General features: G+C 45.8%; 23 protein-coding genes and 1 pseudogene. 5 read left to right on the forward strand and 19 right to left on the reverse strand.

All coding sequences use genetic code 11. The features are described 5' to 3' along the window. Window positions 1-12: 12 nt before the first annotated feature. On the reverse strand, window positions 13-210 hold the full coding sequence (locus tag A7D23_RS02135) for a hypothetical protein (protein ID WP_068883014.1): 198 nt from the start codon (window positions 208-210) through the stop codon (window positions 13-15). Between the two features lie 90 nt (window positions 211-300). Here A7D23_RS02135 and A7D23_RS02140 point away from each other — a divergent pair, with 90 nt between their 5' ends. After that, a complete protein-coding gene (locus A7D23_RS02140; protein ID WP_068883017.1) occupies window positions 301-711 on the forward strand; it encodes a hypothetical protein in 411 nt (136 codons plus the stop codon). A 30-nt stretch (window positions 712-741) separates the two neighbouring features. Here A7D23_RS02140 and A7D23_RS02145 read toward each other — a convergent pair whose 3' ends face one another. Continuing rightward, window positions 742-1581 carry a hypothetical protein gene (locus tag A7D23_RS02145; RefSeq protein WP_068883019.1) on the reverse strand — a complete coding sequence of 280 codons (840 nt, stop codon included), beginning with the start codon at window positions 1579-1581 and terminating at the stop codon, window positions 742-744. A 366-nt stretch (window positions 1582-1947) separates the two neighbouring features. Further along, window positions 1948-3027 carry a DUF3231 family protein gene (locus tag A7D23_RS02150; RefSeq protein WP_068883021.1) on the reverse strand — a complete coding sequence of 360 codons (1080 nt, stop codon included), beginning with the start codon at window positions 3025-3027 and terminating at the stop codon, window positions 1948-1950. A gap of 544 nt (window positions 3028-3571) precedes the next feature. Between A7D23_RS02150 and A7D23_RS02155 the strand changes: the two genes are divergently transcribed. The 3 genes from A7D23_RS02155 to A7D23_RS02165 all read left to right on the forward strand — a co-directional run bounded on the left by A7D23_RS02155 (window position 3572) and on the right by A7D23_RS02165 (window position 5928). Next, entirely contained in the window at window positions 3572-4132 is a 561-nt protein-coding gene (locus tag A7D23_RS02155) for a hypothetical protein (protein WP_068883023.1), read from the forward strand. A gap of 30 nt (window positions 4133-4162) precedes the next feature. After that, the gene (locus tag A7D23_RS02160) at window positions 4163-4747 is read left to right on the forward strand and encodes a hypothetical protein (protein WP_068883025.1); all 585 of its coding nucleotides are present in this window, start codon (window positions 4163-4165) and stop codon (window positions 4745-4747) included. A 116-nt stretch (window positions 4748-4863) separates the two neighbouring features. After that, window positions 4864-5928, forward strand: coding sequence for a DUF3231 family protein (locus A7D23_RS02165; protein WP_068883026.1), 1065 nt, complete (start codon window positions 4864-4866; stop codon window positions 5926-5928). A 55-nt stretch (window positions 5929-5983) separates the two neighbouring features. Here the strand turns inward: A7D23_RS02165 and A7D23_RS16325 are convergent. From A7D23_RS16325 to A7D23_RS02235, 16 genes and pseudogenes are all read right to left on the reverse strand, one after another. After that, a pseudogene (locus A7D23_RS16325) lies at window positions 5984-6171 on the reverse strand (conjugal transfer protein TrbL family protein); the annotation flags it as partial. A 97-nt stretch (window positions 6172-6268) separates the two neighbouring features. Further along, entirely contained in the window at window positions 6269-6571 is a 303-nt protein-coding gene (locus A7D23_RS02170; RefSeq protein WP_083221849.1) for a glutamyl-tRNA amidotransferase, read from the reverse strand. A 10-nt stretch (window positions 6572-6581) separates the two neighbouring features. Beyond that, window positions 6582-8360: a VirD4-like conjugal transfer protein, CD1115 family gene (locus A7D23_RS02175; protein WP_068883028.1), complete on the reverse strand. Its 1779-nt coding sequence runs from the start codon at window positions 8358-8360 to the stop codon at window positions 6582-6584. Then, window positions 8347-8538: a hypothetical protein gene (locus A7D23_RS02180; RefSeq protein WP_068883030.1), complete on the reverse strand. Its 192-nt coding sequence runs from the start codon at window positions 8536-8538 to the stop codon at window positions 8347-8349. The genes A7D23_RS02175 and A7D23_RS02180 overlap by 14 nt, the downstream gene beginning before the upstream one ends. A 60-nt stretch (window positions 8539-8598) precedes the next feature. Beyond that, complete coding sequence (locus tag A7D23_RS02185) at window positions 8599-9396, reverse strand: PcfB family protein (protein WP_068883032.1); 798 nt, start codon at window positions 9394-9396, stop codon at window positions 8599-8601. Next, the gene (locus tag A7D23_RS02190; protein ID WP_068883034.1) at window positions 9347-10744 is read right to left on the reverse strand and encodes a relaxase/mobilization nuclease domain-containing protein; all 1398 of its coding nucleotides are present in this window, start codon (window positions 10742-10744) and stop codon (window positions 9347-9349) included. Before A7D23_RS02190 ends, A7D23_RS02185 begins: the two co-directional genes overlap by 50 nt. Before the next feature lie 3 nt (window positions 10745-10747). After that, window positions 10748-11077: a plasmid mobilization relaxosome protein MobC gene (mobC, locus tag A7D23_RS02195; protein WP_068883036.1), complete on the reverse strand. Its 330-nt coding sequence runs from the start codon at window positions 11075-11077 to the stop codon at window positions 10748-10750. Window positions 11078-11472: 395 nt separating this feature from the next. After that, window positions 11473-11664 carry an aspartyl-phosphate phosphatase Spo0E family protein gene (locus A7D23_RS02200; RefSeq protein ID WP_068883038.1) on the reverse strand — a complete coding sequence of 64 codons (192 nt, stop codon included), beginning with the start codon at window positions 11662-11664 and terminating at the stop codon, window positions 11473-11475. Window positions 11665-12343: 679 nt separating this feature from the next. Further along, on the reverse strand, window positions 12344-12607 hold the full coding sequence (locus A7D23_RS02205; protein ID WP_068883040.1) for a DUF6809 family protein: 264 nt from the start codon (window positions 12605-12607) through the stop codon (window positions 12344-12346). Between the two features lie 231 nt (window positions 12608-12838). Further along, the gene (locus A7D23_RS02210; protein WP_068883042.1) at window positions 12839-13786 is read right to left on the reverse strand and encodes a DUF3991 and TOPRIM domain-containing protein; all 948 of its coding nucleotides are present in this window, start codon (window positions 13784-13786) and stop codon (window positions 12839-12841) included. Window positions 13787-13795: 9 nt separating this feature from the next. After that, the gene (locus A7D23_RS15780; RefSeq protein ID WP_068883044.1) at window positions 13796-21334 is read right to left on the reverse strand and encodes a DEAD/DEAH box helicase family protein; all 7539 of its coding nucleotides are present in this window, start codon (window positions 21332-21334) and stop codon (window positions 13796-13798) included. Window positions 21335-21364: 30 nt separating this feature from the next. Beyond that, a complete protein-coding gene (locus A7D23_RS02220) occupies window positions 21365-21664 on the reverse strand; it encodes a hypothetical protein (protein ID WP_068883046.1) in 300 nt (99 codons plus the stop codon). 12 nt (window positions 21665-21676) lie between these two features. Beyond that, window positions 21677-22318 carry a hypothetical protein gene (locus tag A7D23_RS02225; protein WP_242871486.1) on the reverse strand — a complete coding sequence of 214 codons (642 nt, stop codon included), beginning with the start codon at window positions 22316-22318 and terminating at the stop codon, window positions 21677-21679. Window positions 22319-22411: 93 nt separating this feature from the next. Further along, window positions 22412-22594: a hypothetical protein gene (locus A7D23_RS15785; protein WP_141690623.1), complete on the reverse strand. Its 183-nt coding sequence runs from the start codon at window positions 22592-22594 to the stop codon at window positions 22412-22414. Between the two features lie 213 nt (window positions 22595-22807). Continuing rightward, a complete protein-coding gene (locus A7D23_RS02230) occupies window positions 22808-23728 on the reverse strand; it encodes a ParB/RepB/Spo0J family partition protein (RefSeq protein WP_068883174.1) in 921 nt (306 codons plus the stop codon). Further along, window positions 23706-24527 carry an AAA family ATPase gene (locus A7D23_RS02235; RefSeq protein WP_068883050.1) on the reverse strand — a complete coding sequence of 274 codons (822 nt, stop codon included), beginning with the start codon at window positions 24525-24527 and terminating at the stop codon, window positions 23706-23708. The genes A7D23_RS02230 and A7D23_RS02235 overlap by 23 nt, the downstream gene beginning before the upstream one ends. 253 nt (window positions 24528-24780) lie before the next feature. On the opposite strand from A7D23_RS02235, the gene A7D23_RS02240 reads away from it, so the two are divergent. Next, complete coding sequence (locus A7D23_RS02240; protein ID WP_068883052.1) at window positions 24781-25041, forward strand: hypothetical protein; 261 nt, start codon at window positions 24781-24783, stop codon at window positions 25039-25041. Window positions 25042-25043 lie beyond the last annotated feature (2 nt).

The following is a 25043-nucleotide window of genomic DNA, read 5'->3' on the forward strand; positions in this document are numbered from 1 at the left end:
CCGTTCGGATTCTTACCTTTCCTTTTGGTTTTTCTTAAGTTTTTCTTTCTCTTTTTGTATCTTATATACCAATTCGTCTACCTTGCGGTTTTGCTTCATAAATGCCTCATCCTCTCTAAGGGGAATGCCCTTTTTTATGGCTTCTTCTCCAAGCATGTGGAGTTTTTCCTTCTCTTTTTCCAGCTTGTCGTTTAAGCTTTTCTTTTTCATGCTGAGACCTCCGATTGTTTTAATCAACGTAGCAATATTCCATTTTTTCCCTGAATGAGGGATAATGAGAATAAGAAAGGAGTGACGATTATGTCGATCGTGGCAATTATATCCCTCTGTCTTACGGCAGGATTGTTTATTATTTCTTTTATATTTAAGGTAGCAGGTAAGCTCCGGCTGACAATTCCTATAGTCTGCTTGCTGCTGTTTGGCACCGTGCTGAACAAGTGGGCAGGAGAACATGAGACTTTAGCGTACACCATTCTTTTCTCACTGCTTGGTCTGACCGTATTAAGCTGGATTGTGTCGCTTGTAAAGGCGATACGGTGTAAACGGAACGAGAAACACTTTGAGGATGATGTCGCATGGCAGATCCGGCGGGCAAGGGAGATGGGCGTACCTCTTGACGAAGTTCAGTTTAACGAACAAGGGGATTTGCTTGACCCAAGGACAGGTGTACCTATCGTTTATGGCGAGGATGTTCAGTTCAAGGATATATGAGGATACCGGATTTTCATTTCCGGTATCTTTTTATAATCCCATCATTTCCCGCACCACACGATCAGCCATTTTTACCGCGCCGACCAGCACCAGCATATTGAAAATGAGTTCCCCGACATAGGACCATACCATAGTCACTGCGCTGGCACCGGTATCCACCAACGGCGGAGAAGCTGCGAAGACGGAAAAGATAATGCAGGCCAGGACAATAATCGCTCCTTCCAGACAGGCGGCAGCATAGCCTTTCAAGAAGGATACGCCGATGCTCTGGCTCGGCTCCCCGGCAAATGAAGCCAACGGCACGGGAGCGATGGCGGTATAAAGATAAATTTTAAAAAACCGGCCGTACACGGTTAGAATCATAATGAAGGACAGCACCGTAATGAATAAACCGCCGAGCAGCGTAACAGCCCATAAGGGAATGCTCTCCCAAAAACCGCAATTCTCGACAGCCTGAACAATTGTATCCGGCAGGACGCTTTGGTTGGCCATTCCGAAACCGGCACTGCTCATAATAGTGGAAATTATCCCCTGCACGATACTGAATAGAGACATCATCAAGTCCAGCCCATAGGTCACAACCGCTTTGGCCAAGGCGAACCGAATAAACAGCTTGAGCGCATGTTCCGGCTTTTTTACTTCCGCTAAGCTACCGCAAGTTTTGACTACGCCGATTACAAAAAATAGCACCAGCAGTGCCATGCCGACGGCCTGCAATGCACCGTGAATATTGACGATAACAGTCCAAATACCGCCGCCTTTGAATTCCGTCGGTGATTGGGTAATGATTTGCAGTATCTCCGCCAGCTTTGCATTCCAGGTTGCCAGGGCGTTATTCAGATTGTTGATGACCCAGTTGCCGCTTGACACAGATTAACCACCTCCAAAAAATATTAGGGAACAGGCTTTATGTCTGTTCCCCTTTATTTGTTATTCTTAAAACTCTTTTTTTACATAGGTAATGGTGTTACATGATTTATTTTTTATTTATCCGAATTCCTTTCTTCTCTAAATTTAACCTCACTATATACTGCGTGTATGTAGAATAATGTGAAGCTGTCAATATGTTCTGAATATACTCGCTTCACAACAAAGACTCGTCCCAACTATATATCGGCCTCTGTTCCAGATGAGGACCAATCTTCATAAACTGCCATACAGTGGAACTCGTACCTGAGAGCAATAGAGATAAAATAAAGACACCTCTTGGGTGTCTTATCTATCTATTTGGTATCGTTAATTATTCGTTGTCCTTAATTCTTTTCGGTTAGCAGCTTCGGGAATTCTTTCTAGCCAACCGTGTTCAATCAATAAATCAAGTCCATCTTTTACATAAATACCAAGTTCGGCCATTAGCCGAGCTATAGACGATGCAACATCTGGTCTTGCGCAATTTCCCAATGCAATTCCATATGCCTGGATGCTAAGCGAGATAAATATCGTTGAATGGAATAATAGCAATTTATCGCTATATGGAGATTCTGTAGAATCGGTTATAAGATGGTCAAAATTCACAGGTTTTGGTAAGTCTTCGTCTTCTAAGAATGAACCAAGAACACCTGTCTGCTTATCAGCAATTTGTTTTCCCCTGGAAAAATAATCTTTTAATTTTTTGGATTTTGCAACTTGACCAAATCCCATAAACATTGCGTCTTCGTATTGCCTCGTGTTGGCATTAATGAAAATATGCCCAATTTCCAGAGCGTTGAGAGGTCGCTTCTCCCCTAAGATTCCTTTAAAATAGCTGGTTTCAGGATATACATATTCCATCCTGTCGGGAATTGGAATGTAAGGTGTCTTTTCAAGAAGACCTTTCGATAAAAGAACAATATTTATCTTTTCAGTTATTTCTGTAAAATCAAGTATACAGCCCTTATAGAACGCGAAGACGTCGGGACGGAATATCGATGCAAGTGAATAGCTGAAGTTAATTAAACCATATTTTGTCATGAATTTTGAATACAATACCATATAAGTATCAGAGAATAAGCTTTTTGCATTTACATCGAAATCTTCATCCGTGAAACCATGAGGTATGGGAAAGTTCTCTTTATTAAATATCTCTGTAATAGAATTAACGTGTCGATTAGATACATCTAAAATTAATTGCAAGACTGAACGCATATCAGGGTCTGTACATTTCGCCACTAAATACGAGACCATACACTTAGACATACTTTGAGCCATATAAGTATTCCAAAGCTGGCCCATTTCTGATGATGTTAGACTGATATTCTCAACATTATGATGAATAGCACTATATGGAAGTTGCTCAGTACCACTATTAACATTAACACCCTGCTCTATATTGTTCATATTCAAACCTCCATTACTATAATTTTATCTAGTATTTACACTTTTGATTTCCGATATTCTGTATAAACAATGTGGAATTTATTTTGAATTTGAAAATCGATTTACTTCATCTAAGCTTCTGCAGGTTTTGACTACGCCGATGACAAAAAACAGCACCAGCAGTGCCATGCCGACGCTCTATAACGCGCCGTGAATATTGCGTAACTCAATAGGATAAAAAGAATTAACGTGCAACATTAGATAGTCTCTCTTGTTCGCTAGTCTTCTCTGTCGGTTTTAAGTAGTCATTTTGAGGGTAACATCAAATAATGTACCGTCACCTAAATCAGCAGATGCACAGGTCGTAATCAGCCCATACACAATGGTGGTAAAAACATAGGATAGATTACTATTATTTTTAAGAATTCTTATTAAGAAGGCTTTTATTAGTTTATGGCAAATATTACGTTACCTAATTTTTAAATCGTAGGAAATAATAAAAAGAACTCACTTTCAACGGTAAAAATGTATTTAGTATGAAAAAAATATTGGAAGGAAGCTATTTATGCAAAAAATTAAAGATAGTCAAACTCTTGGCATTGTCAGCGGGATGCTTGGTGGTTTAGTGATGTTAGCTTTTGACCAAATATCGAATAAGCTTGGGATGTCGAAAAGACCCTACTATCAAGCATCTTCAGGCATGTGGGTAAACTCTAAAAGAGAGGGCAATTCAAGAGGAGGAACTATTTTAGGTGTAGGTATGGTGCTAGGGTCATCCGCCTTAGGGGGAATAGCCTTTACTGAACAATTGTCTAAAAAAGGAACGGATAATCTTATTACCAAAGGAGCGTTTTATGGATCGGTGTACGGAGCAATTATTACTGCAGTAATGAGTGGATTACCTACCAATAAAGTAAAACCTAGAGATGCAACAAGTAATCTGTCTTATGTACTGGCACATATGCTGTATGGAATAGCAGCTACACAAGCAATCTCAAAGCTTGGAGATCAGTCTATTTTTTATAAGTCGCCTTCGCCTAATGACCTCTCTTCTGATCACAGCCAATATCATAATCAAGTAAAACAGAAAAATAACCTAGAGTCTCAAGGAAAATATTTAAATTAATACTTTAGTTAAGTGATGGGAGGGATTTTCGTGTCATCTTGGCGCAACGATTGGTTCGTCGTAGGAAGTATCGCCGGAGTAGTAGGTTCAGTACTCAAAACAGGACTTAATCTAGGACTGTATAAAGTTAAAGCATCCGATCTTCATTATTTAGATATTGCAGGAGGTATGATACTAGGTCACCGAGGTGGAAAAAAACCTAGAACAAGATTCGAATATGGCTTAGGTACTGGTGCTGATTTAATAATGGGTTCTATGTTTGGGGCAGGATTAGCTTTTCTAATAGGGAAAACGCCTAAAGGACATGAGGTCACAAAAGGTGCACTGTTTGGCACAGCCTTATGGAGCACAACACTAGCAGTGGGAACCCTTTTACAGATCAATGGACTGTCACACCCAAAACCCAAAACAATGGCTACCATGTTAGGTGCGAGTGTGGCTTATGGAGCTGGAACAGGATTTTTAATAAAGAAGTACGCTCAATTTGGCCAAGCAAAAGTACAACAGCCTTCGGATGTATTGATTCAAAATCGATATGAGGATAACTCAATTGGTTTGGAAAATAGCCAATATTATAACAGGGAATTAGAAATAACCAATAGTAGATTACAATGATTCATCATAACGAATAGATATCCAGCTATAAAAAGAACCTATGCTGCTACCTCGGTTATTGTTGAACTTGTTTGAAATTATTAATTGTAAGTTAAATACAAAACGGTGAGGTAAATATGGATAACTTACAACAAACCATTACACATGAAAACCCTGAAAAAGTGAAATTCGGTGTTGCCCAAATTAATATATCTAACATTATGCCAACATCTTCAGAAATCAGCCATCTTTGGTCAAGTTATTTAGCTGAAAGCATGTCGGTAGCGATGCTTAAGCATATGGTTGCGAAGTCTCAAGATACTGATTTTCATAGTGTTTTGCAGTTTGCACTGGATATTTCAAGCCAGAGAGTCAAGTTAATGGAAGATCTATTTAATAGAATAAAACATCCTATTCCAAACGGGTTTGGCGAAGAAGATGTAGATGTTAATGCCCGTGAATTATTTTCTGAGGGGTTCTGTGTTCTATATACGAGATATACAACAAAATACATTTTGCTTAATTATAGTACGTCTTTTAGTGATTGTTCGCGGCCTGATTTTCGAGAATTATTTTCTGGATTTATCGATACTTCAAGAGAGGTTCTTAATAGAGCAGATACCGTTCTTTTAGCCAAAGGGCTTTTTACAAAGTCACCCTCGATTCCGATTCCGGATCGAGTAGATTACGTTCCTGAAAAAACATATTATGGTTCAATATTTGGAAGTGAAAGACCATTGAATGCGATAGAAATCAATAATATCTTTACGATTATGAATTTTAAAAGAGCTATGAAAACTTTGAAACTAGGGTTTGCCCAAGTCGTGAGCGCAGATAAAATCAGAGAACATTTAAATAGAGGACTAAAGATTGCAGATAAACAATTACAGGTGCTCGGTTCGTTATTTGAACAAGAAGATCTGCCAGTGCCGGAAATTCTAGATTCTCAAGTTACAGATTCTAAAGAATCTCCTTATAGCGACAGGTTAATTATGGTTCATGTAACTGTTATGTTGGCATATATCATATCGGCTTATGGTACTGGATTAACAAATACATCAAGGAAAGATATCATTTTAGCATTCAGTCGTCTTATTCCCGAAATTATGGGGTACGTTAAGGATGGAATTGACTTGTTAATTGAAAATAGATGGCTGGAAAGAGCACCGGAAGCCGCTAATCGTCAAGAATTGACACATTAACGTGGGACATACAGAAGACCAATCAATTTGACTCGTTAGGTTATTTCATTAAGCGTAGCCAGCTATAGAGCTTTGGTAAGGATGCTGCAAAGGCGAGAGCAATAAAGAAGTTTGTGAGCAACAATATCGGGTCTGCATCTGCGTCATCCTCTGTCCAGAGGATATATATGTTTCAAAGCCTTTTTTCAGGAATTTAAGGACTATCAAAGATATACCGAAGCCGAAAAATATATCAAAAATTGTTGTCAATCCGTTTGTGTTAAGCATCTTTATAGCTGGTCTTAAGTGCATTAGGGGAACAGGCTTTTTCTTCGTCTGTTCCCCCTAAACATGAGACGCTTCACCCGCCTGTAATCAGAGTAAGGATCTCTTTGGCAAAGGTAATAATCACGCCGCCAGCCAGCGTCAGGAAGCCGTTGGCCCGCTGGGACGGGTCGTGAGATTTAAGGGAAAGCCCGATCTGCACGATACCGAAACCTAAGAGGATCATCCCGATAGCACGGATGAGTCCGAAGATAAAGTCAGATAGGTTGTTAACGACGGTCAGCGGATCGCTTGTCGCATAAACGGATAAGGGAAAGATTACAATTATCAGTACGAGTACGCTATAAACTGCAATCACCCGTTTTATTTTTTTAGACATTTTTATAGATTCACTCCTCCAGATATTTTTTATGCAGCAGGGTTTCGAGTTCTTCCTCGGAGACAAGCTCGTAATCACCTTCAGCATTTAAAGTTGCAGTTTTCCATTCCAGGGCGTCTTCTGTCCCTCCATGTCGGTACGGTTCGCCGCCGCCGTCAATCGTCAGCTTCAAATTGGGATGTTTGAGAATATCGTATTTATCATCCATGACTGCCCGTTCGCCCCGGATGAACAGTAAGGCAAATCGGTTGTCCAGCATCCTTACTTCATCGGGAGTTAAAAGCTCCCTCCCCGACAATTGATAATTGGTAGAATAGCTGCCGTTCCTTCCCCGGCTCTGTCCGTAACTGTTGACATCGATTGTTTCTTTGCCTAAAAGCTCGGAAACATACTTATGAGTCGATTGCTCGTTGCCGCCTAAATACAAAAACTCGTCGCAGTTTCCGACAATGGATTCCCAGCTGTCTTTAAACAGGGCTTTCAGCTGCGCCAGGTTTTGCAGAATGATGGATACGCTGATCTCCCGGGAACGTACAGTGGAAAGTAGCTTGTCAAACTCGTCAGGCAGGGCAACATTGCTGAATTCATCCATCACAAAATGGACATGGACGGCAAGCCTCCCGCCATAAACGGTGTCAGCCAAGTAATAGAGCTGCTGGAAAAGCTGGGTATAGAGCATGCCTACAATAAAATTAAAGGACGAATCATTGTCGGGTATAACGGCAAAAAGTGCCGTCTTGCGCTCTCCCATGAACGGCAGCTCCAATTCGTCGGTGGAAGTGATGCCGGCAATGGAGGCAAGATTGAACTTTTCCAAGCGGACACCCAGGCTGATCAAGATAGATTTCGCCGTTTTACCCGCAGCCAGCTTAAAGATGTTGTACTGCTTGACCGCCAAATGCTCCGGCTCGCGCATTTCCAGCCGTTCAAACAACTCGTCCAGCGGGCTTTGGTAAGTTTCGTCGTCCTCCCGGACTTCAGCGGCTGCAATCAATTCCATAACCATCGGAAAGTTCTGTTCCTCCGGCGGTGCTTCGTATATCAGGTACAGTATCAAAGATTCCAAGAGTGCGGTTTCGGAACGCTCCCAAAAAGGGTCGTTGGTATTGGCGCCTTTAGGTGTGGTATTGCGGATCAGGTTAGTTACTAGCTTGAGCACATCCTTGTCGTCCTGTAAATAGGCAAAAGGGTTGTAGCAATGTGAAAGATGCATGTTGATTAAATCCAATACCTTGATTTCATAGCCTTTGGCCTTCAGTAGATTGCCCGTATCCCGCAGGATTTCTCCCTTGGGGTCGAGCACGACAAAAGAGGAGTTGGCCTGCATCACATTGGGCTTAGCGTAAAAGCGGGTCTTGCCGGAGCCGGAACCGCCTACCACCAGCACGTTTAAATTCCTTTTGTGCTTCCTACCGTTTAGGCCAATACTGACATACTTTGTAAGGATTTTATTTTGGAACCGGTCTTTATCCTGGTATTTTTTATTGACAGCGGCAGTGCCGCCCCATCGGGCGCTGCCGTGTTCCTCCCTTCGTCGGTAATTGCGTTTGGTGGAAAGGTAAATCCCGATGCCAAGGGCATAGGAGCTTATGAACAGTAAGATGCACTTGGGAGTATCTTTCACCCAGACCAGGTCAAAGGGATGGTTCAGCCCTGCCGCGAGTTTGGCAATAATTTCAGGAAGCCCGCCTGACATGGCCGGAGCAGTCAACACAGCCGCCCACACTACGGGAATTAAAAAAACCGCAAAGAGTATCAGGTTGCTCCTTGCGTTCTCAGCGTGCCTCATCTTGGTTCCTTCGTCTCAGTTTTTTAGCCGGGGCGTCAATAGTTTTGAGCAGCAGTTCGTCCACCGCGTCGGTCGGACGTTCTTCTTGAATCAGGTCGTTCCTGAGTTCGTTTAAGGCATTTACCATTACGCCTTGCTCATAAGCGTCTATGGTAAGCACCCGTTCCTCATCTTTCATTGAACTTCCCTCCTTACTCTTTTGGTTCTTATCAAAGTACGTTTAGATCTTAATCAAATCTTACCTCTCTTTCGGTTTTGATTTCGGAAATCTAGCTTGCCTTTGAGGGCCGGCATCCTGCTTTATAACTTGCGATTGTTCTCTGACCGGTCCGCGTTTAGGCCGCTCTGCCTGTTTCTTCTGAGCGTCTTTGATTTCCCGCAGTTCTTCGCGGACGGATTTCTTTTGACGCTCAGCACCCTCGGCGGATTTCCCGCTGTGCGCGGAGAAAGGCTCGGACGGACGGGATTTCTCCGTCGTCGCCGTCGTGGGGTTTGGATTGTCGGTCGGCTCAGCAGCTTTTTCCACATAAGCGAGCTTGTCTATCCGCTCACTCATATAATCTTCAGGTCTTCTCTCGGCGGGATTAACTTTGACAGCCGGCTCTTTCTGCGATTCCCGAATAGCTTTCGCTTTCTCGATCTCGCTCTTGATGCGTGCCGTATCCACGGTGGCCAGCTTGAATCGTTCCACAATGCGGTTGATTTTGGAGGCGTCTTCCGCCCTCACCATAATGTCGCACATCCCGTCCAGGTTCTTTTTATCCCGAAGAACGCAGTACAGAACTCCGTAGCGCTTGGCTTCCTGAGAAAACTTTTGCAAATCCTCGTTTCTAACTGCAAAGACTTTCAACTCTTTGCCGCTTCGCAAAAGCCCCTCCAGACGGGTTTTGCCTTTGGTTTTTTTCTGGTCTTTCAAGACGGCATAAAGGTAAGTGGCAAGGTTTTTCGCCCCCTCACCCGAAATTTTAGCCACTACTTCAATCCCTTTAAGGCTCATATTGACCATTTGATCGGCCGCTTCGGCTCCGCTGTTCATGCTCTTTTTCCTCCCTTCTTTGCTCTTTTTCGTCAATTCTTATTTGGGATAGTATCTCCTTCATCGCTTCAGAACGGGACAGGATGCCCGTGCAAAGCCTCACCTCCTTCCGGAGCAGGGACAGTTTCTTGGAAAACGCGGCAATTTGCTGTTTGTATTCGGCAATCTGCTCACTGTCATAACAGCGGCGCAGAAGGTGGTAAAGAGATTTGCGGTCGGCTGCCAAGCCTGCCATCTCCTGCTCCACCATGGACTGATGGCTCAAAAGCTGTTCAATGTTTTCAATCCGGTGCTTGCAGAGCAGCTTGGTTTGAGCGGTCAGCTCCCCCAAATGCCGAATATCCTCGCGCAATAAAAAGTGCGTCCGTTTCCTGAACGCAGTGTGTTTTGGCAATATACCCATCTTATAGAGGTAGTGAAAGTATAAGGATTGCAAGCCCTTGAGTTTTCTGGTCTTTTTCCGATTAGTACTTTTTCCGGTGATAATGCGTCTTCGTTTGGGCTCCGGTATAACTTCCTGCCGCTTCGGAGAACGGTTCTGAAGTATCCGCTGCTTGATGGCATCCTCACAATAATTGTCCCCAAGAGTCTTCATCCGGACAAACCGGTCCTTGCCCTCCGGGCGAACAGCAATATATTTGACGCCTGTTTTAACTTCATAACCCTGTTTTCGGAGAGTGGCAATAAACTGCGTGAAAGTCATGGATGCGGAAATTGCCTTATCCACATCCTCACGGATCAGTCCCCGCCAGGTGGGCTTGCCTTCCTGCCCGGCTTTCCATTCGGCATAATGTTCCGACCTGTCCTCCTGTTGGTTTTCAATAACGGACAGTGAGTACTCCCTGCACAGCCGGTCGGAGGCCTGGCGCAGTTGAGCGTAAGTAGCTTTGTTGTCGTAATAGCGCTTTCCATCGGCAAAAGAAACGGAGTTAAGAACAAAATGGTTGTGCAGGTGATGTTTATCCAAATGTGTGGAAACAACAACCTCAAAACGCCCACCCCAAAGTTCCTGGGCTAGCTTTACGCCGATAGCATGGGCTGTTTCAGGCGTTGCTTCCCCCGGTGCAAAGGATTGGTAGCCATGGAAGGCAAGGATGCCATCCTTTTTCTGAAACTGCAGCTTGGTCTGGATCATTTGCTTATAGGCGGCAGATGGATCGCAATTGATACCGGTAACATAATACTGCATTTCGGTTTTGTCCTCCCGCGCTGCATATTCCAGTACATTCTGTAAATCCTGCAAATTCTGGCTTGAAAAGTCCAGGTTTTCAGTCTTGCCTGGGTTGGCAGCATAGTTTATTACTCGGTCTAATCGGTCTTTGACATCCCATATCGCTGTGGTAGCCACTATTTACTCCAGCTTTTGCGGTGACGTGACCGCCGCCCGGATGTCCAGCACGACCTGGCGGAGCCGGTTGGCTTCATCCTGAAAAATCGCCCTGTCAATATGTCCCGTGGCATTGGCCTTGGCTGCAATCTGGTTTAGGTTATTGCCGATGGCGTGAAGCTCCCTCATCATGGCATGATAATTAGCCGGAGGAAGCTCTTTGGGCACAAAGCCGTTTATGAGGGTGCGCAGGTAGGTTTCTCCGGAAAGACCTGATTTTTTGGCACTGGCTTGTAGTTTTTCCCTTTCTTCCCGGTTAAGCCAGACTTGGACACGGATGTTACGTCTTCTCATTACTCCAGCTCCTTTTGCTTGGGATAGACCAAGTTTATTCGTTTAGGAAATATATTATTTTTTTAAAGTTTATAATTTACTGCGGTTGCTTAAATTTTAAGATAACTGTGCTGGCAAATTTAAATGACAGATTAATAGAGAACAAACCCAGTATCGGCCTTACTGGGTTTGTTCTTTTGGATATTTAAAATTCACTATTTAGGTTGTATCCCTAAGACAGCACAAAAAAACAACCAGTTCATTCATCTGGCTGTTTTTTAAGTGAAAAGTACTTTATTCATATATATCTGCGTTATGAAGAATAGATTTGATGAAGGAATATCGAAAAGTTTTAGTAAAATTGTTATATTCTCCCTTCTCTGTTGGCTTCCACTTTCTAAACTATTCTGTTATGGTTAAGCAATTTTATTTCCTTTCTGGTTTGTCCTAATATTTAACATTATATAATACTGGTTTAATAATTTATCTAGCTTCTCACTTAGATTTACGACGGCGGGGTCAGTAAGCGGTTTGCAACTTCCCTGTTGGTTAAGATCAATTTTCATTTCTTCAATAATTTCAAGTAGCTGTTTTATTTGGCTTTCCATTGATAACTTTTAACTCCTCTCTCGAAAACTCACGAATATAATTTTACAATAAAGTAATATGACTTTTCCATAGTTTTTTTTGTCGAAATATATTAAATTTGGGAAAATGTCCCTTGAAACTCTATAGGCGGCAAATCTACAGATAGGAAAAGGCAGTAGATTAAATGTTAAAATTAAAAAACGTTAAAGACCTTTAACTGTTGAAAACCGGCCAAGGAAATGTCACTTTTTTTACATAATATTTACCCACTACTCATAAGGCCGCGGTACGTGAGTGTTACCACTTGCGTACGGCGGCCCGGTGCCCGCGAGCGCTTTGATGTGCCTTCATTCATGATTCAGTGCATGGGCACTTGAAAGCGCTCGCCAGACGGAAAAGGAATACCCGTGCGTCCGGTATTATCTTTGGGGTTTTAGGGGGGCATCCCCCTAACAAGCGAATTTGGGAGACCAAATTCAGTGCTTGCTGCAACACAAGACAGTGGTCTTATACTGTCAAAAAATTATGATTGCATAACCACCAGCCGAAAAGTTCTCGGTCATCAGAACGAAAATATGATTACAAAGATTAAGAAGGAAACAAAAAAACCTGGTCAACATGTCTGTCAATCAGGTAACTGAGTACAAAATGAAATTTTAATCGCTAAATCAATTCTTCACCGAAATGATGGTACGTCGGCTAGGATACAAGTGATTCAATAATTAGTTTTACGGCATCCCTGAACCCCTTCTGATAGGAAATTTCAGAATGGATAGACCCTATGCAGCCGGAAGCCCGTTCAATACTTTCAATTAAGTCTTTCTGCTCCTGGCTAATGCCCGTTTTTATCAGCTCCTCCCAAGCATCACCGGCCTCATCCATATATTTATGGTATTCAGCCTCGTTTTGAATCATTTGATTTATATCTTCCTCATGATTTTTAATAAGAGTTAAAATTGACATTTGCTCTTCCCCCAAAAATCAATAATATTTCTACTAGATATCGAATATATCCTATTTGAAGTCATATTTTCAGTCAATTGTACGTTTTGGATTTTCTTTAATATCTAATAGATTTTCTTTTATAATTTGGTTAGGAGAATAATCATATGTCTTTTTCTTTTAATCCTTTACAATTAATTTTGGCGCGTTATCGCTGTTATTTTGGTGACAACAAGCGCAAATTATTATAATTTATCTTTCATGCTCAAGGCGTTTTCCCAATATATCTTTCAGATAATCGTTATGATCCTTCCCACGTTCCGGAGGTTCGTCGAAAACATTGTAATTCGACGAGAGAAGTGCATGAATCGTTTTTGCCGCCAGCCGCCCAGCTGCGTCATTGTCCAAGTGCAAAGCAATTTCACTGATCTGCGGGAAATCTCGTAAGTATTGCATCAAGGCGGCAGGAGGGGTGCTTTCCCCGATATCCTGTTTTGGCTTGTAAATGCCGGCAAGGGACAGGCAGGAATCCTGCCGCCAGTCCCTGTCGGCAAGCAGCTCAAGAGTGCAATAAGACATTAAATCAATGGCACTCTCAAACAGGTGAAGTCTGCTACTGTTTTTGCCTGCCAGTAGGGAAAAGGAAAAGTGCTTGTCGCTTCCGTTCGCCTCACCCATAAACCTCCTCCGCGACGTCCCCCGGAGCGATGCGTACTTGGGAACGCCTTGCCGGTCAAAGCCGACAAAGACCGCGTTATGGTAAAATCGGCTTTCATACAAGCGTTTCGTTTGAATGCAGTAGTCAATTATTTCCCTATTTATTCCCCTCCCAGCCAGGTATGCAACCACCCGGTCATTGTTTTCGTTTTTCTCCGGCAGAAGCAGCTTCTTTTGCTTGGCTAATTCCTTATCTTTAGATTGGGAAGGCAGTGCTATAGTCATCTGTCCGTCGATCTGGATTACCGCCTCGGGCAGGGACAGTCCCCGCACTTTAACCAGATAATCCAGGGCAGAACGCCCGCCGATGCCGCGTGACCACCAGCACCATTTACCATTGCTGATCTTCAGGCTGTCATGGCTCCTGGTTGTGTAGACATTGCCGGAAAAGTGCACCAGCTCCTGCGGCTCGTAGTATTGCAGATAGGTCAGCAATTCCATTTGCTTGGCCCGCTCAATCTGCTCCGGTGTTACATAAGGCATGTTTTTCCCTCATCTTTCGTAGCCCACGGCTTTCTTTTCCGGAACCTCAAACTCTTCGTCAGGTTCATCGTCCAGCACTTCGTTTTCCCGTTTATCCATGTTGAGCAGGATATTCAACTCCGCCAGCCGGGCGGACTTTGTCTGCAGCTCCTGTTCCTTTTCAAACGGGATCTCAATCTGCTCTTTGGCCGTTTCCATCTGCTGGCGGAGTGTTTTCAATTGTTCCCGGCAGTATTCCAGCTTCTTGGGCATTTCCGCCAAAGCATTGTTGAGCCTGGTGATGTTACCGAGGATATCTGACCCCAGCGTCACAGGATGGCTCAGAGCGCCCCGCAAGGTTACCTGGTACTGCTTGCTGAAAGTGTCAAAAGAAAACAGCATCGGGAAACCCATATAGCCGTCAAGTTCCTGCGGCTCTGGCGAGGTCATCAGCTTACAGGTTTCGAGAATGGCTGTACCCGCCTTAGCCTTTTCATTGTAGAAAACACCCTTGATCGTCATACCCGCAAATTTTGCCTCATCTGCGCCATTCGCGTCACGGACGGAGATCCTATGCTGCTCGTAAAGAGCAAGGTCCTTTTCATAACCGACAATTCGTTCTTCGGTGAATCTAATCTGCTGAGGATATTGTTTTAGCAGCCGGTCCTCCAAAGCATAGCGCTGGCTAAAATGGTTAGCCTTCAAGAGCTTTAATTTGGATACCTGAATGTCCAGGTCCATCTTTTCCTTAATAAGAGGATTGCCTGTCGCCAGCGCCTTGACTTCGGCGTAGGAAAGCGCCGTTTCGTCAATGTCTTCGGCGCTTCGCACAGGGGACTTGGAAGTCATAATCTGTGATATAAACCTCTGCTTGTTCTCCAAGATCTGATAAAGATAGGCGTCAAAGGTGTTTTCCGTCACATAACGGAAGATATGCACCTCGTCATTTCTGTTTCCCTGCCTTACAATACGTCCGGAACGCTGCTCCAAATCCCGCGGCCGCCACGGGCAATCCAAATCGTGAAGCGCGATCAGTTTGTCCTGAACGTTGGTTCCGGCCCCCATCTTGAATGTAGAACCGAGCAGAATACGCACCTGTCCCTTGCGGACCTTGACAAACAACTCCTTTTTCTTGGTTTCCGTATCGGCATTGTGGATGAAAGCAATCTCATCGGCGGGGATACCGCTGGCAATTAGCTTTTTGCGAACGTCATCGTACACATTGAAATTCTCATCATTCTTTGGTGTGGACAGATCGCAGAACACAAGCTGCGTCAGCTTTTTGGCCTTATGTTCCTGCCAAAAGTGGAAGATATTGTCCACGCAGGCGTTTACCTTGCTGTCTTCATGGTCGGGCAACAGGGGGCTTATGAGGCGCTGGTCAAGTGCCAGCTTACGGCCATCGTTGGTTATTTTCAGCATGTTATCCTCATTCGGCTCGACCATCCGGTTACGGACCCGTTCAGCACGCTCGGCCAGCTCAGCTACCATATTCTGCTGGAATTGGCTCGGCTTCACCGCCACATTGCGGTAACTGGCTTTCGGGACGGGCAAGTTCAGCATATCCGCCGTCTTGATATCCGCAACCTCCTTGAACATATTCATCAATTCCGGCAGGTTGTAGAACCGGGCAAACCTCGTTTTGGCCCGGTAGCCTGTGCCCTCCGGCGCAAGCTCGATGGCCGTCACCGTCTCGCCAAATGTGCTTGCCCAGCAGTCGAAATGCTGGAGCCCGTTCTGGCGCAGGACTTCGTATTGCAGATACCGCTGCATGGTATACATTTCCGTGATAGAGTTGCTGATCGGCGTCCCTGTGGCGAATATGACACCTCGTCCCTCCGTCAGCTCATCCAGGTACCGGCACTTAGCAAACAGGTCGGAGGACTTCTGCGCTTCGGTTTGGGACAGGCCAGCGACGTTGCGCATCTTGGTATACAAAAACAGATTTTTGTAAAAATCCGCCTCGTCCACAAACAGCCGGTCAACGCCCAATTCCTCAAAGGTAACGACATCATCCTTGCGGCTGGTATCGTTTAGTTTATCCAGTTTCAGCTTCAGGGTCTTTTTCGTCCTTTCCAGCTGCTTGATCGCGTAACGCTCGCCCCGTTCCTCCTTAAGCTCCTGGATGCCGCCGGTGATCTCCATGATCTGTTCCTCCAGCTGCCGCTTTTGACGTTCCTGGGAGATCGGGATTTTTTCAAACTGGCTGTGCCCAATAATCACGGCATCATAGTCGCCGGTGGCTATTCTCGCGCAAAATTTCTTGCGGGTCTGGGTTTCAAAGTCCTTTTTAGTGGCGACCAGGATATTGGCGGAGGGGTAAAGCTGCAGAAACTCCCCAGCCCACTGCTCGGTCAGGTGGTTGGGAACGACAAACAGGCTTTTATTGCAAAGGCCTAAATGCTTACTTTCCATCGCCGCTGCCGTCATCTCGTAAGTCTTGCCTGCACCCACGCAGTGGGCCAGCAGGGTGTTGCCGCCATACAGGATGTGCGCCACCGCGTCCACCTGATGCTTGCGCAGACTAATTTCCGGATTCATGCCGGTAAACCGGATATGGCTGCCGTCATATTCGCGGGGCCGGATGGAGTTGAAGCGGTCGTTGTAGATCCTGGTCAAAAGTTCCCGCCGTTCAGGGTCTTTCCATATCCAGTTTTGGAAAGCTTCCTTGATGGCCTCCTGCTTCTGCTGGGCAATAGCAGTTTCCTTTTTGTTCAGCACACGCCTCTCCACACCGTCCTCGCAAACGGTATCAAAGATGCGTACATCCCGGAGGTTCAGAGTTTCCTCAACAATTTTGTAAGCACTGATGCGCTTTGTGCCGTAGGTCACGTTGGCCTTAATGTTGTCGCTGCGGTCGTCGTTTTTGCCCTTGACGTTCCAATTGGCGGTATAGGAGGAATAGAAAACGTCGATATACCGCCTGTACATATAGGGAGTTTCCAGAAGTTCAAAGATAAAGTCCTTGACCACCTCGGGTGGCAGCCAGGTCGCACCCAGCCGCACGTCTATTTCGGAAGCGGTCAAATCCTTCGGCTGCACTGCTTCCAAAGCTTTAATATTCGAAGTTAACTTTTCACCTTGTTCAAGCGGCAGGATTATGGTGAGTCCCCGTACCTGTTTAAGTTTTTCACGAACGTTGCCGGACAGGTATTCGTCCGCCGTTACATAGGGAAAAGAATCCACCTGAAAGAAAGCGCGGGGAACGACTTCCGGCACCACTTTGCCAAAGTCGCGAAAGATCACGCCCTGAAGGTCGTCGGCAAGACGTTCTTCCGAAAGCCCGGTCAAGCTCTGCATAAATTCCAAGTCTGCACGGGCTTTTTCCGCGATGGAGATGGCCAAGGCTTCGGCGGCGGTATCCACATGGATGACGACTGTGCGCTGCTTAATGGTGCGTTTGGTGAACATATCCGCCTTGCGCTCCAACTCGCCGTTCTCGTCCAAAATTTCCAGAGAGCAGAGCAGGCAGTAGGAACTGTCGTCGGAAAAAGCCATGCTGTTGCCCCGGCTGTTTAAAAGCCCGTACTTGGCAACAAAAGCGTCATACAGGATATTGAGCTTGCGCTGTTGTTCCTGGATTATTTCGTCACCATAATCCTCGGTCTGGTATTCGATTAAATTCCGCACACAGTCCCGGATGGCAATCATACCCTTGATACGGCCTGCCGCCGTGACAGAAGTTTCCACCCGGTTCATGCGGCTGTTTTCCCGGTAGTAGATATCCGCGTCCACCAGACAGTAGCTGAAGTTTCGTACATTGGGATCGGCCGGGATGGAAGAGTCCGCTTCGTCGGCTAGTTCGTCCAGCTCGTATTCCGTAATTTCAGTATGGATGTTTTCCAGCGCCTCGCGCAGCAGCTCGCCTAAGTCGGCGTCCTCATAGTGGATGCATGTTGTTTCGCTTTTGTTGCCGTACATCCGCTCGTCATAGGCCATCGTGCCCAGCACCATTTCAGGATTGTCGACAAAGTAGCGGTTGACAGGAATATCGTCCTCGGTAGTGGAAAGATGCACCCAATCCGGCTCGATGTCGATTACCCGGTCGCGCTTTTGCAGGAATAGGATATCGGCTGTGACTTCCGTACCTGCATTAGCCAGGAAGGCGTTGTTGGGCAGCCGGACGGCTCCCAGCAGCTCGGCCCGCTGGGCGATGTACTTGCGGACTTCGGGATTCTGCTTGTCCATTGTGCCCTTGGAGGTTATAAAGGCAATCATGCCTCCAGGCCGCACCTTGTCCAGAGTTTTGGCAAAAAAATAGTCATGGATGTAAAACTTGTGCTTGTCGTACTTTTTGTCCGCCACGCCATAGCTGCCGAAGGGCACATTGCCGACGACTAGGTCGAAAAAGCTGTCGGGCAGGTTGGTTTCCTCATAACCCTGTACCGCAATATTCGCGTTTTGGTACAGCTGCTTGGCGATCCTGCCCGTGATGCTGTCCAGTTCCACGCCGTACAGTTTGGAATTTTGCATGCTGTTGGGGACAAGCCCGAAAAAGTTGCCGATTCCGCAAGCCGGTTCCAAAATGTTGCCGGTCTTAAAGCCCATGTTGGCCAAACAGTCATAGATGGCCTTGATAACAGTGGGGGATGTATAATGGGCGTTTAAGGTGGATGCCCGTGCGGATGTATACTCGTCTTCTGTAAGTAGTTCCTTCAATTCCGCATATTCCTTCGCCCATTGGCTGTTCTGCCCGTCAAACACCTGCGGCAGACCGCCCCATCCGACGTACTTTGAAAGATTCTCTTGTTCTTCCGGTGTGGCCAGGCGGCTTTGCTCTTCCAGTTGATTGAGCAGACGGATGGCGGCGACATTCCAGCCGTATTTTGTTTTCTGTCCTCCCACTCCCAAATTGTCGCTGGTGATACGGAAATTGACACGGGGCTGTTTTGATGTTTCCGCCTGAATATTATTAATGACTTTTGATATTTTACCGTGCTGTGTTTGTTGCTGTACGGGTTCTTTAGCCTGCGCCAGAATGCCGCGCACAAAAGCGATGCTTTCCCTGCGGAAAATGGGAAAACCCGTACTGTTCTGGAAAGTAATGTCCCGCAGGCTGACCGTTCCTGCTTCTTGGTTGATTGAATCAATTTCAAAGCGCCTGTCCTCAATGACAAGCTTCATGCCTGTGGCCATTTCTTTTTCGGCCGGTTTTTCTTCCTGTTTGCCCGGCAGCTCCAGGTCAAATTCTACATAGTTTCTTTCACCATCGCCGCCGCTGTCAATGGTTACGGTACCGCCTTCGCGAGTGATGGTGATGTCTCCGGTTGCCCGTACCCAGGCGGGTGCGTCAGGGTCATCAGCATGAAGGGTAACACTATCCCTTTCTTCCGTCAGAAAATCTTCATAGGTTTGTTGGAATACGTCCTCGGCCAGCCATTCTTTGAACCGCGGCAGGGTTGTATAAGATTCGAAAAAAGCCGGATGCTCTCCCCTCATGGAAAGAACAATGAAGTCAATTGCCTCCTTCAACTCCTGTTTGGCGCTTTCCGGATCAGTGTCCCGATCCCGCAGGTAAGGATAGATCTCTCCGGTTCGTATCCGGTTGACGATTTCGGGCAAGTATGCTTGGTATAGCTCGCGTGGTAACATTTTTTCCGTTTTTTCTTGGTCGCTTTGTTCTTCGGTAATTTGTACTGGTTTTTCCCCGATAACAAGTAGATGGTCATTAAACGGGTTTTCCCGCAGCATATTCTCCAAGTCATCCCGCGCCAGTTCTCTGCTGAACAACGGAAAGCTTGTGTCCTGCAGCATCACCTTTCCGCTTTCTAAAGAAAAAATCTCGTATTCGTCTGCACCCAGAAAAACTATGTCACCGAGAGAAAAGGCGTAATGGGTGGTATCCTTTGATGGTGTCTCTTCTTTCTTCGAGGGAGCAGCTTCCCAGTTCAGGATTTCTCGGGCATAAGCCTGCTCGGTAAGCTGCCGGCGGCGTTCCTCCACCTGCTGCTCATAAATTGGGAGGTATTCTATTTTCAGGTATTCTCTTTCCTTGCCGTTCAAATAGCGTCCAGTGGCAATCAATTCCCCAATCCGTTTAGCAACCTGGTTCCAGGACAGTCTTAATTCCGGATTTGTTATTAAACTGCCGCTTTTGCTTAAGGAGATCCCTTTGCTGTCATGCCATTGGTTGCCGCTGGTCCCATCCAGAAAAATATGAGTACCGCCGCCGATTCCATACTCTCGCTTTAAAAAGTCAATGGTTTCTTTTGCAGTATGCTGCTCCCTATAGTGGAGATAAACACGGATTTTGCCGTTTTGGAAACCTGTGCCCCGGCATAGGACATGGTCGATTTCTTCCTGGGGAATAGAAAAAGCGAAGGATTTTTCGTCCTCCGCCTGTTCTATAGTTTCAATTTGCTGTTCAACCGTTGGGAAAATGGTTAGCTGTAAACGTTCTCCGCCAGGACTGTTTCCTCCGCCGAATGCCGCAGGCTGTTCAGGTGCCCCGTCCAGCCCAGCGGGTTTACCGCTTTGTCCGGCGGGGGACTCTCCGTCAGCATCTTCTCCATGATCCGCTCGATCCTCTCTTTCGCCGTCTTGTCGGTGTCTACCAGGTGGCCATTCAGTTTGCCCGCCAGCATCAAGCTCGCGTATATTCCTTTCCTGTGGTTTTTCAGATATGTCTTGCGCAGCATCCCATACTTTCCGATGTGCGCCGCTTTCTCCGGCAGCGTCAGGTCGGGAATCAGGTAATCTCCCTGCAGCGTGTAGGTCAGTTCCATCTTCGCCACCCCTTTCAAAACATATATTTTGCTTGTCACTTTCATTGTGTCCCGCTTCCCGATTTTTGACAAAGGTGCGGTTTGGATTTTCCTCCGCCTTTTGCAGCTCTCTGACTGCTGCCCCAATTTCCCGCAGGATCATTTCGGAAATGTCGCTGGTGGCGGCCCCCAAACAGGAAATAGTATCCAGAGTATTGAAGTTCGAAACACTTTGGACGTCCTCAAAACTCCAATATTTGCCGGCATCGCAGCCGCAACGGATTAAGAGCATATAGGCTACGGAGCTTATAAGCACTTCTTTGAAGATGACTTCCACATTCTGGGAGTCCAGTTCCTCCAGAAAGCTGTTCTCCCGACATTCCACCAGTTCAGAGAGATAATCCGAGAAATTGTCCTCCACAGCGTTGCGGGCGGCAGAAATTAAGGCGGTCGCTAACTCAAGCTTTTCCTCTAGTCCGCCAAAGGTGTTTTCCAGCGTTTCGATCACTGCCTCTGCATATCCGTCCTTCATTTCCCAGAGTATGACAGGGTAGTTGTAGCGGCTGTTGGTATCCGTCATGTCAAACACATGGCGCAGGCTCAACCGTCCCCCACTGTCGTCTATAAGAGCGATACCCTTGGCACCCTTGTTTACCCATCTGCCGAGTTTTTCGTTCCATACCTCGATCGGAGCGCAGGCAGTTGCGTCGGGACGCTGGGCGTGAATCAGCAGCTGATCCTGAAAGGGGTATTTATAGTTCCAAGAAGCCGTTTGCAGAAAGTCTGTCCAGTTGGGCGGGGCTTTAACGACAGCAAGAGCTGTCTGCTCCGCAAGTTCCGTAATCAGCTGCAGTTTTGTCGCCAACGTTTATCCCTCCTTACTTTTTACTCCTTCTTATCTTTCCGGTTCCCGGTTTTTCTTTTTGGTCTGCCCCACCAGACTTTTATCGGGAGCCTTTTCCTTTTGCAAGCTTCGCACATGATGGATTTCATCCAGCGCACGGTTGCAGAGATCTTCAAGGGCGGTGAGGCGGTCGCTGCAGTAATGACCCCAGTGGTAATCCTTTTCTCCCTTTTTGCATCTCCAGGTCACAAACTTGGCCGGAGCATTCTCGCTTTGCCCGATGACAAATTCCAAGTTCCCCACACTTAGCCGGTCGGTAATGGCATAGCCTGCGTTATTTTCTCTCTCCATTCAAGACACCTCCTACCGCGCCTGTTCCTGTTTTCTATGTTTAACTTGTCTTTCGGCTTCAATCTGTCGTAGCCGGTGCTTGGCCCAATCGGGTATGCATTCCGGTTTTACGACACCTAAAATATCCGCGCGGTTCCAGCGGGATTCCTTGCCGGAATAGAGATTAACGACGTAAACCGCCCGTCCTCTGGCCTTCCCCTGGGAGCCGAAACCGCCCGAGATGAGCACCAGCTGCTTGTCGGCAGTGCGGTATTCCGGGCGCAAAGACTCTTGACGGATGACCGCCACTTTGTCCTCAATGCTCTCCCCTGTATCATCCGGAACACAGTGGTCCAAAGCAAAAGGCTCCAGGGGAACGGATATCTTTGCTCGTTCCGCTTTGACTGCTTCAATCTGCGCTGTCACGCGGTCGGCAAATTCAGTCATCATCTCCAGATAATCCGCGCTTACGACCGCATCTGAATATTGGTCGACGCCCAAAGGGTTATCCCAGGAGCAATTGCACACCATATACGGGCTGTCGGGACTTTTTCCATCCTCCAGAAAGAGGGTTTCCTTATCACCGATGCAGACGGCATGTTTTACCTCATAGGTGTCCACCATCCGTTTTTCATTGTCCACGTTCTTCACACTCCAATCCAGGCCAATACGCAAAGGGCTTCCGCCCTTATTTTAAGTTTTTGAATCTTCCTTTCTGCTTTTTTGCCATAAATGAAAAAGCTCCCTGCATTTTTACAGAGGGCCGATTTACCGTCCGAAAAAAGAAAACGGTTGTTTTCTCCGTTCTTTTCCGGCATTTTCCACTTGTTTCACAGCGTTATCCACTATATTCACACTTTTATCTTCATTCGGTGCCTCCCTATTTCCGCTGCGACTCTTTCGGATTAAGGTCCGGAAAGTCTTAGGTTTCTTCTGCACTGCATGTTTCACAATATTCTCCTCCGTCAGTAGTTTTAGATATCCTTCTTTAAGGCTGAGTTATTTCTTTTTCGGCTGGTAAATTTCAGGGGGTGAGGTGTGGAGAGGGGGACAAAACAGCAACACTTTGCGCCGCCTCCTAAAAAATAAGAGACTACCCCCTTGGCTCGACATACAAATATTTATACACAAGATAATATATCGGGTGCTTCTGACAGCTATATCTCACCGTTCCTGCTCTCTTTGCCTCTTTTTGTACCAGCTTTCCAGCAGCTGAACAATAAGGTCTTCCTTTTGTTTTTCGTTATAGTTCTTCGGGAAATATTGATCAATACGGTCACGGCGGATATTGAATTTTTCCTTTTGGTTTGGTTTTTCTTCGGTGAGAATGGAATAGATGACATCCGTACTCAGCCTGCCCTCCTGGCTGAACTTTTTCAGCCGCTGGGCTTGCGATAAAGACGGCGTATTTTCCTCCTGTTTCATAGTTTCCAGCAGTTCTGTCTGTTCATTTTCGGTTAGGTAGGAGATTTCCACGGCAGGGTTAAAGGCAATCTGTTTTTCATCCACCATTTCGAGGATGGGCGGTATGAGTTCAGTTAGACGGATGTAACGGAATATTTGGTTTTTACTTTCACCTGTTTGAACAGCTAATTCATCACTTGAAGTTTTAGTCGAAAAATTATTCCCAAGTTGGGAATAATTATCTTCTTTGCTTGGTCGACCTGCTTGCCGTTTCATAGCTTCCAGCTTCATTTTATAAGCAAGGGCTTTTTCGCTTGGCAAAATGCTTTCGCGCTGGAGGTTGCTGTCAACCATGGCTACAATTGCTTCATCGTCGTTCAGCTCGCGGACAATGCAGGGCATGCTTTCTTTACCTGCTATTTCGCTTGCTTTCTTACGCCTGTGCCCGGCAACCATTTCATAGCCGCCATCCGCTTTAGTCCGGACAAGGCCGGGGACTAAAATGCCGTACTGTTTGACGCTGTCCGCCATTTCCAGCATGGCTTCATCCGCCTTGACTTTAAAGGGATGATTGGGAAAATCGCTGATTTTCGATAGCGGAATATCCAGCACCTTTTCCCGCTGCTTGTCCTCGCGGCTGGCATCCGTTTCAAACAGTTCATCTACCGAGGTCAGATTCATGTTTCTGACGTTGCTTTTGGCCAATGTCCAGCACCTCCTTTGTAAAGGCTTGGTAGGCTTTGGCGGCTATCCCATTAGGGTCATGCATATAAATGCTTTTTCCCTCAGCACTCGTTTCGGCCGCTCGGATGGATAATGGAATTTCCGTCTTGAAAACACACAACTTATCACTGTAGTCCCTGCGGAGAACAAATGAAATGTCCTTGGCAAAGGTTGTACGGTTGTCCACCATTGTGAGCAAAATGCCGTCAATCGTCAGCTTCGGATTAATTTGCCTTCTCACCCTGGCGATGGTCTGCATCAGCTGAGTCATCCCTTTAGCTGGCAGGTAGTGTGCCTGGACTGGGATAATAACGCTGTCCGCAGCGGCCAATGCATTGATGGTCATCATTCCGAGTGAAGGCATGCAGTCAATGAGGACATAATCGTACTTCTGCTTGACGGTGTTAATGTAGCTGCGCAACACCATTTCCCGACTCATAGTGTTTACCAGCGACACTTCAATAGCGGAGAGTTCAATGTTGCCCGGCATAAGGTCAGCGCCTTCCTCTTGGTGCAGTATGCCTTCGTCAGGTTCGTATCGTTCCTCTGTCATAGCTTTTGTAAGTATTGTCGCTAATGTAACGGGCAGATTGTCCGGCTCATGAAAACCTAATGAGTCCGTGAGGTTGCCTTGTGCATCCGCATCCACCAGCAGCACTTTTTTGCCTTGAATGGCAAGGCCGATGCCTAAATTGACTGCCGTTGTTGTTTTGCCAACTCCCCCCTTTTGGTTGGCAAGGGCAATTACTTTTGACATATTTTTTCCTCCTTAAATGCAAAAAGCCGCTTGCTACTTACAACGGTTAAGCAAACGGCTTCTCTACTTTTTTATTTATATAAAGAGAATATCGGTTAGACCAGCATTCTCTTAATAATTTCAATTTATAACGGAGATATAATTTTGTGGCTAATATTTCCTTCCAAAAAATGTTGCTATATTTTTTATGCAAATGTATAATCTAAGATACGAACGTATGTTCTATTGGTAATCTCTTTTAGGTGGGATATTAATGAAAGTCATTATGAAACCTATTGAAGTTATAGCTTCTTTCAATCTTAACGGAATTTCAACACCAATAAAGTTTAAAATCAATGAACATGATTCGCCTTCCATCATTACAGTTGAACATGTTTCTTTCAGGTTTGAGGAAAAACTGGCAGGCAATAAAATGATTACATTCCGCTGTCAAAGTACAATTGAGGGATTATTAAAAGTGTTTGAATTGAAGTTTGAGCTAGGCACAGGCAAATGGTTTTTGTTTAAAATTTAGAG

The organism is Dehalobacter sp. TeCB1 (genome assembly GCF_001707455.1).
GTDB classification, from domain to species: domain Bacteria; phylum Bacillota; class Desulfitobacteriia; order Desulfitobacteriales; family Syntrophobotulaceae; genus Dehalobacter; species Dehalobacter restrictus.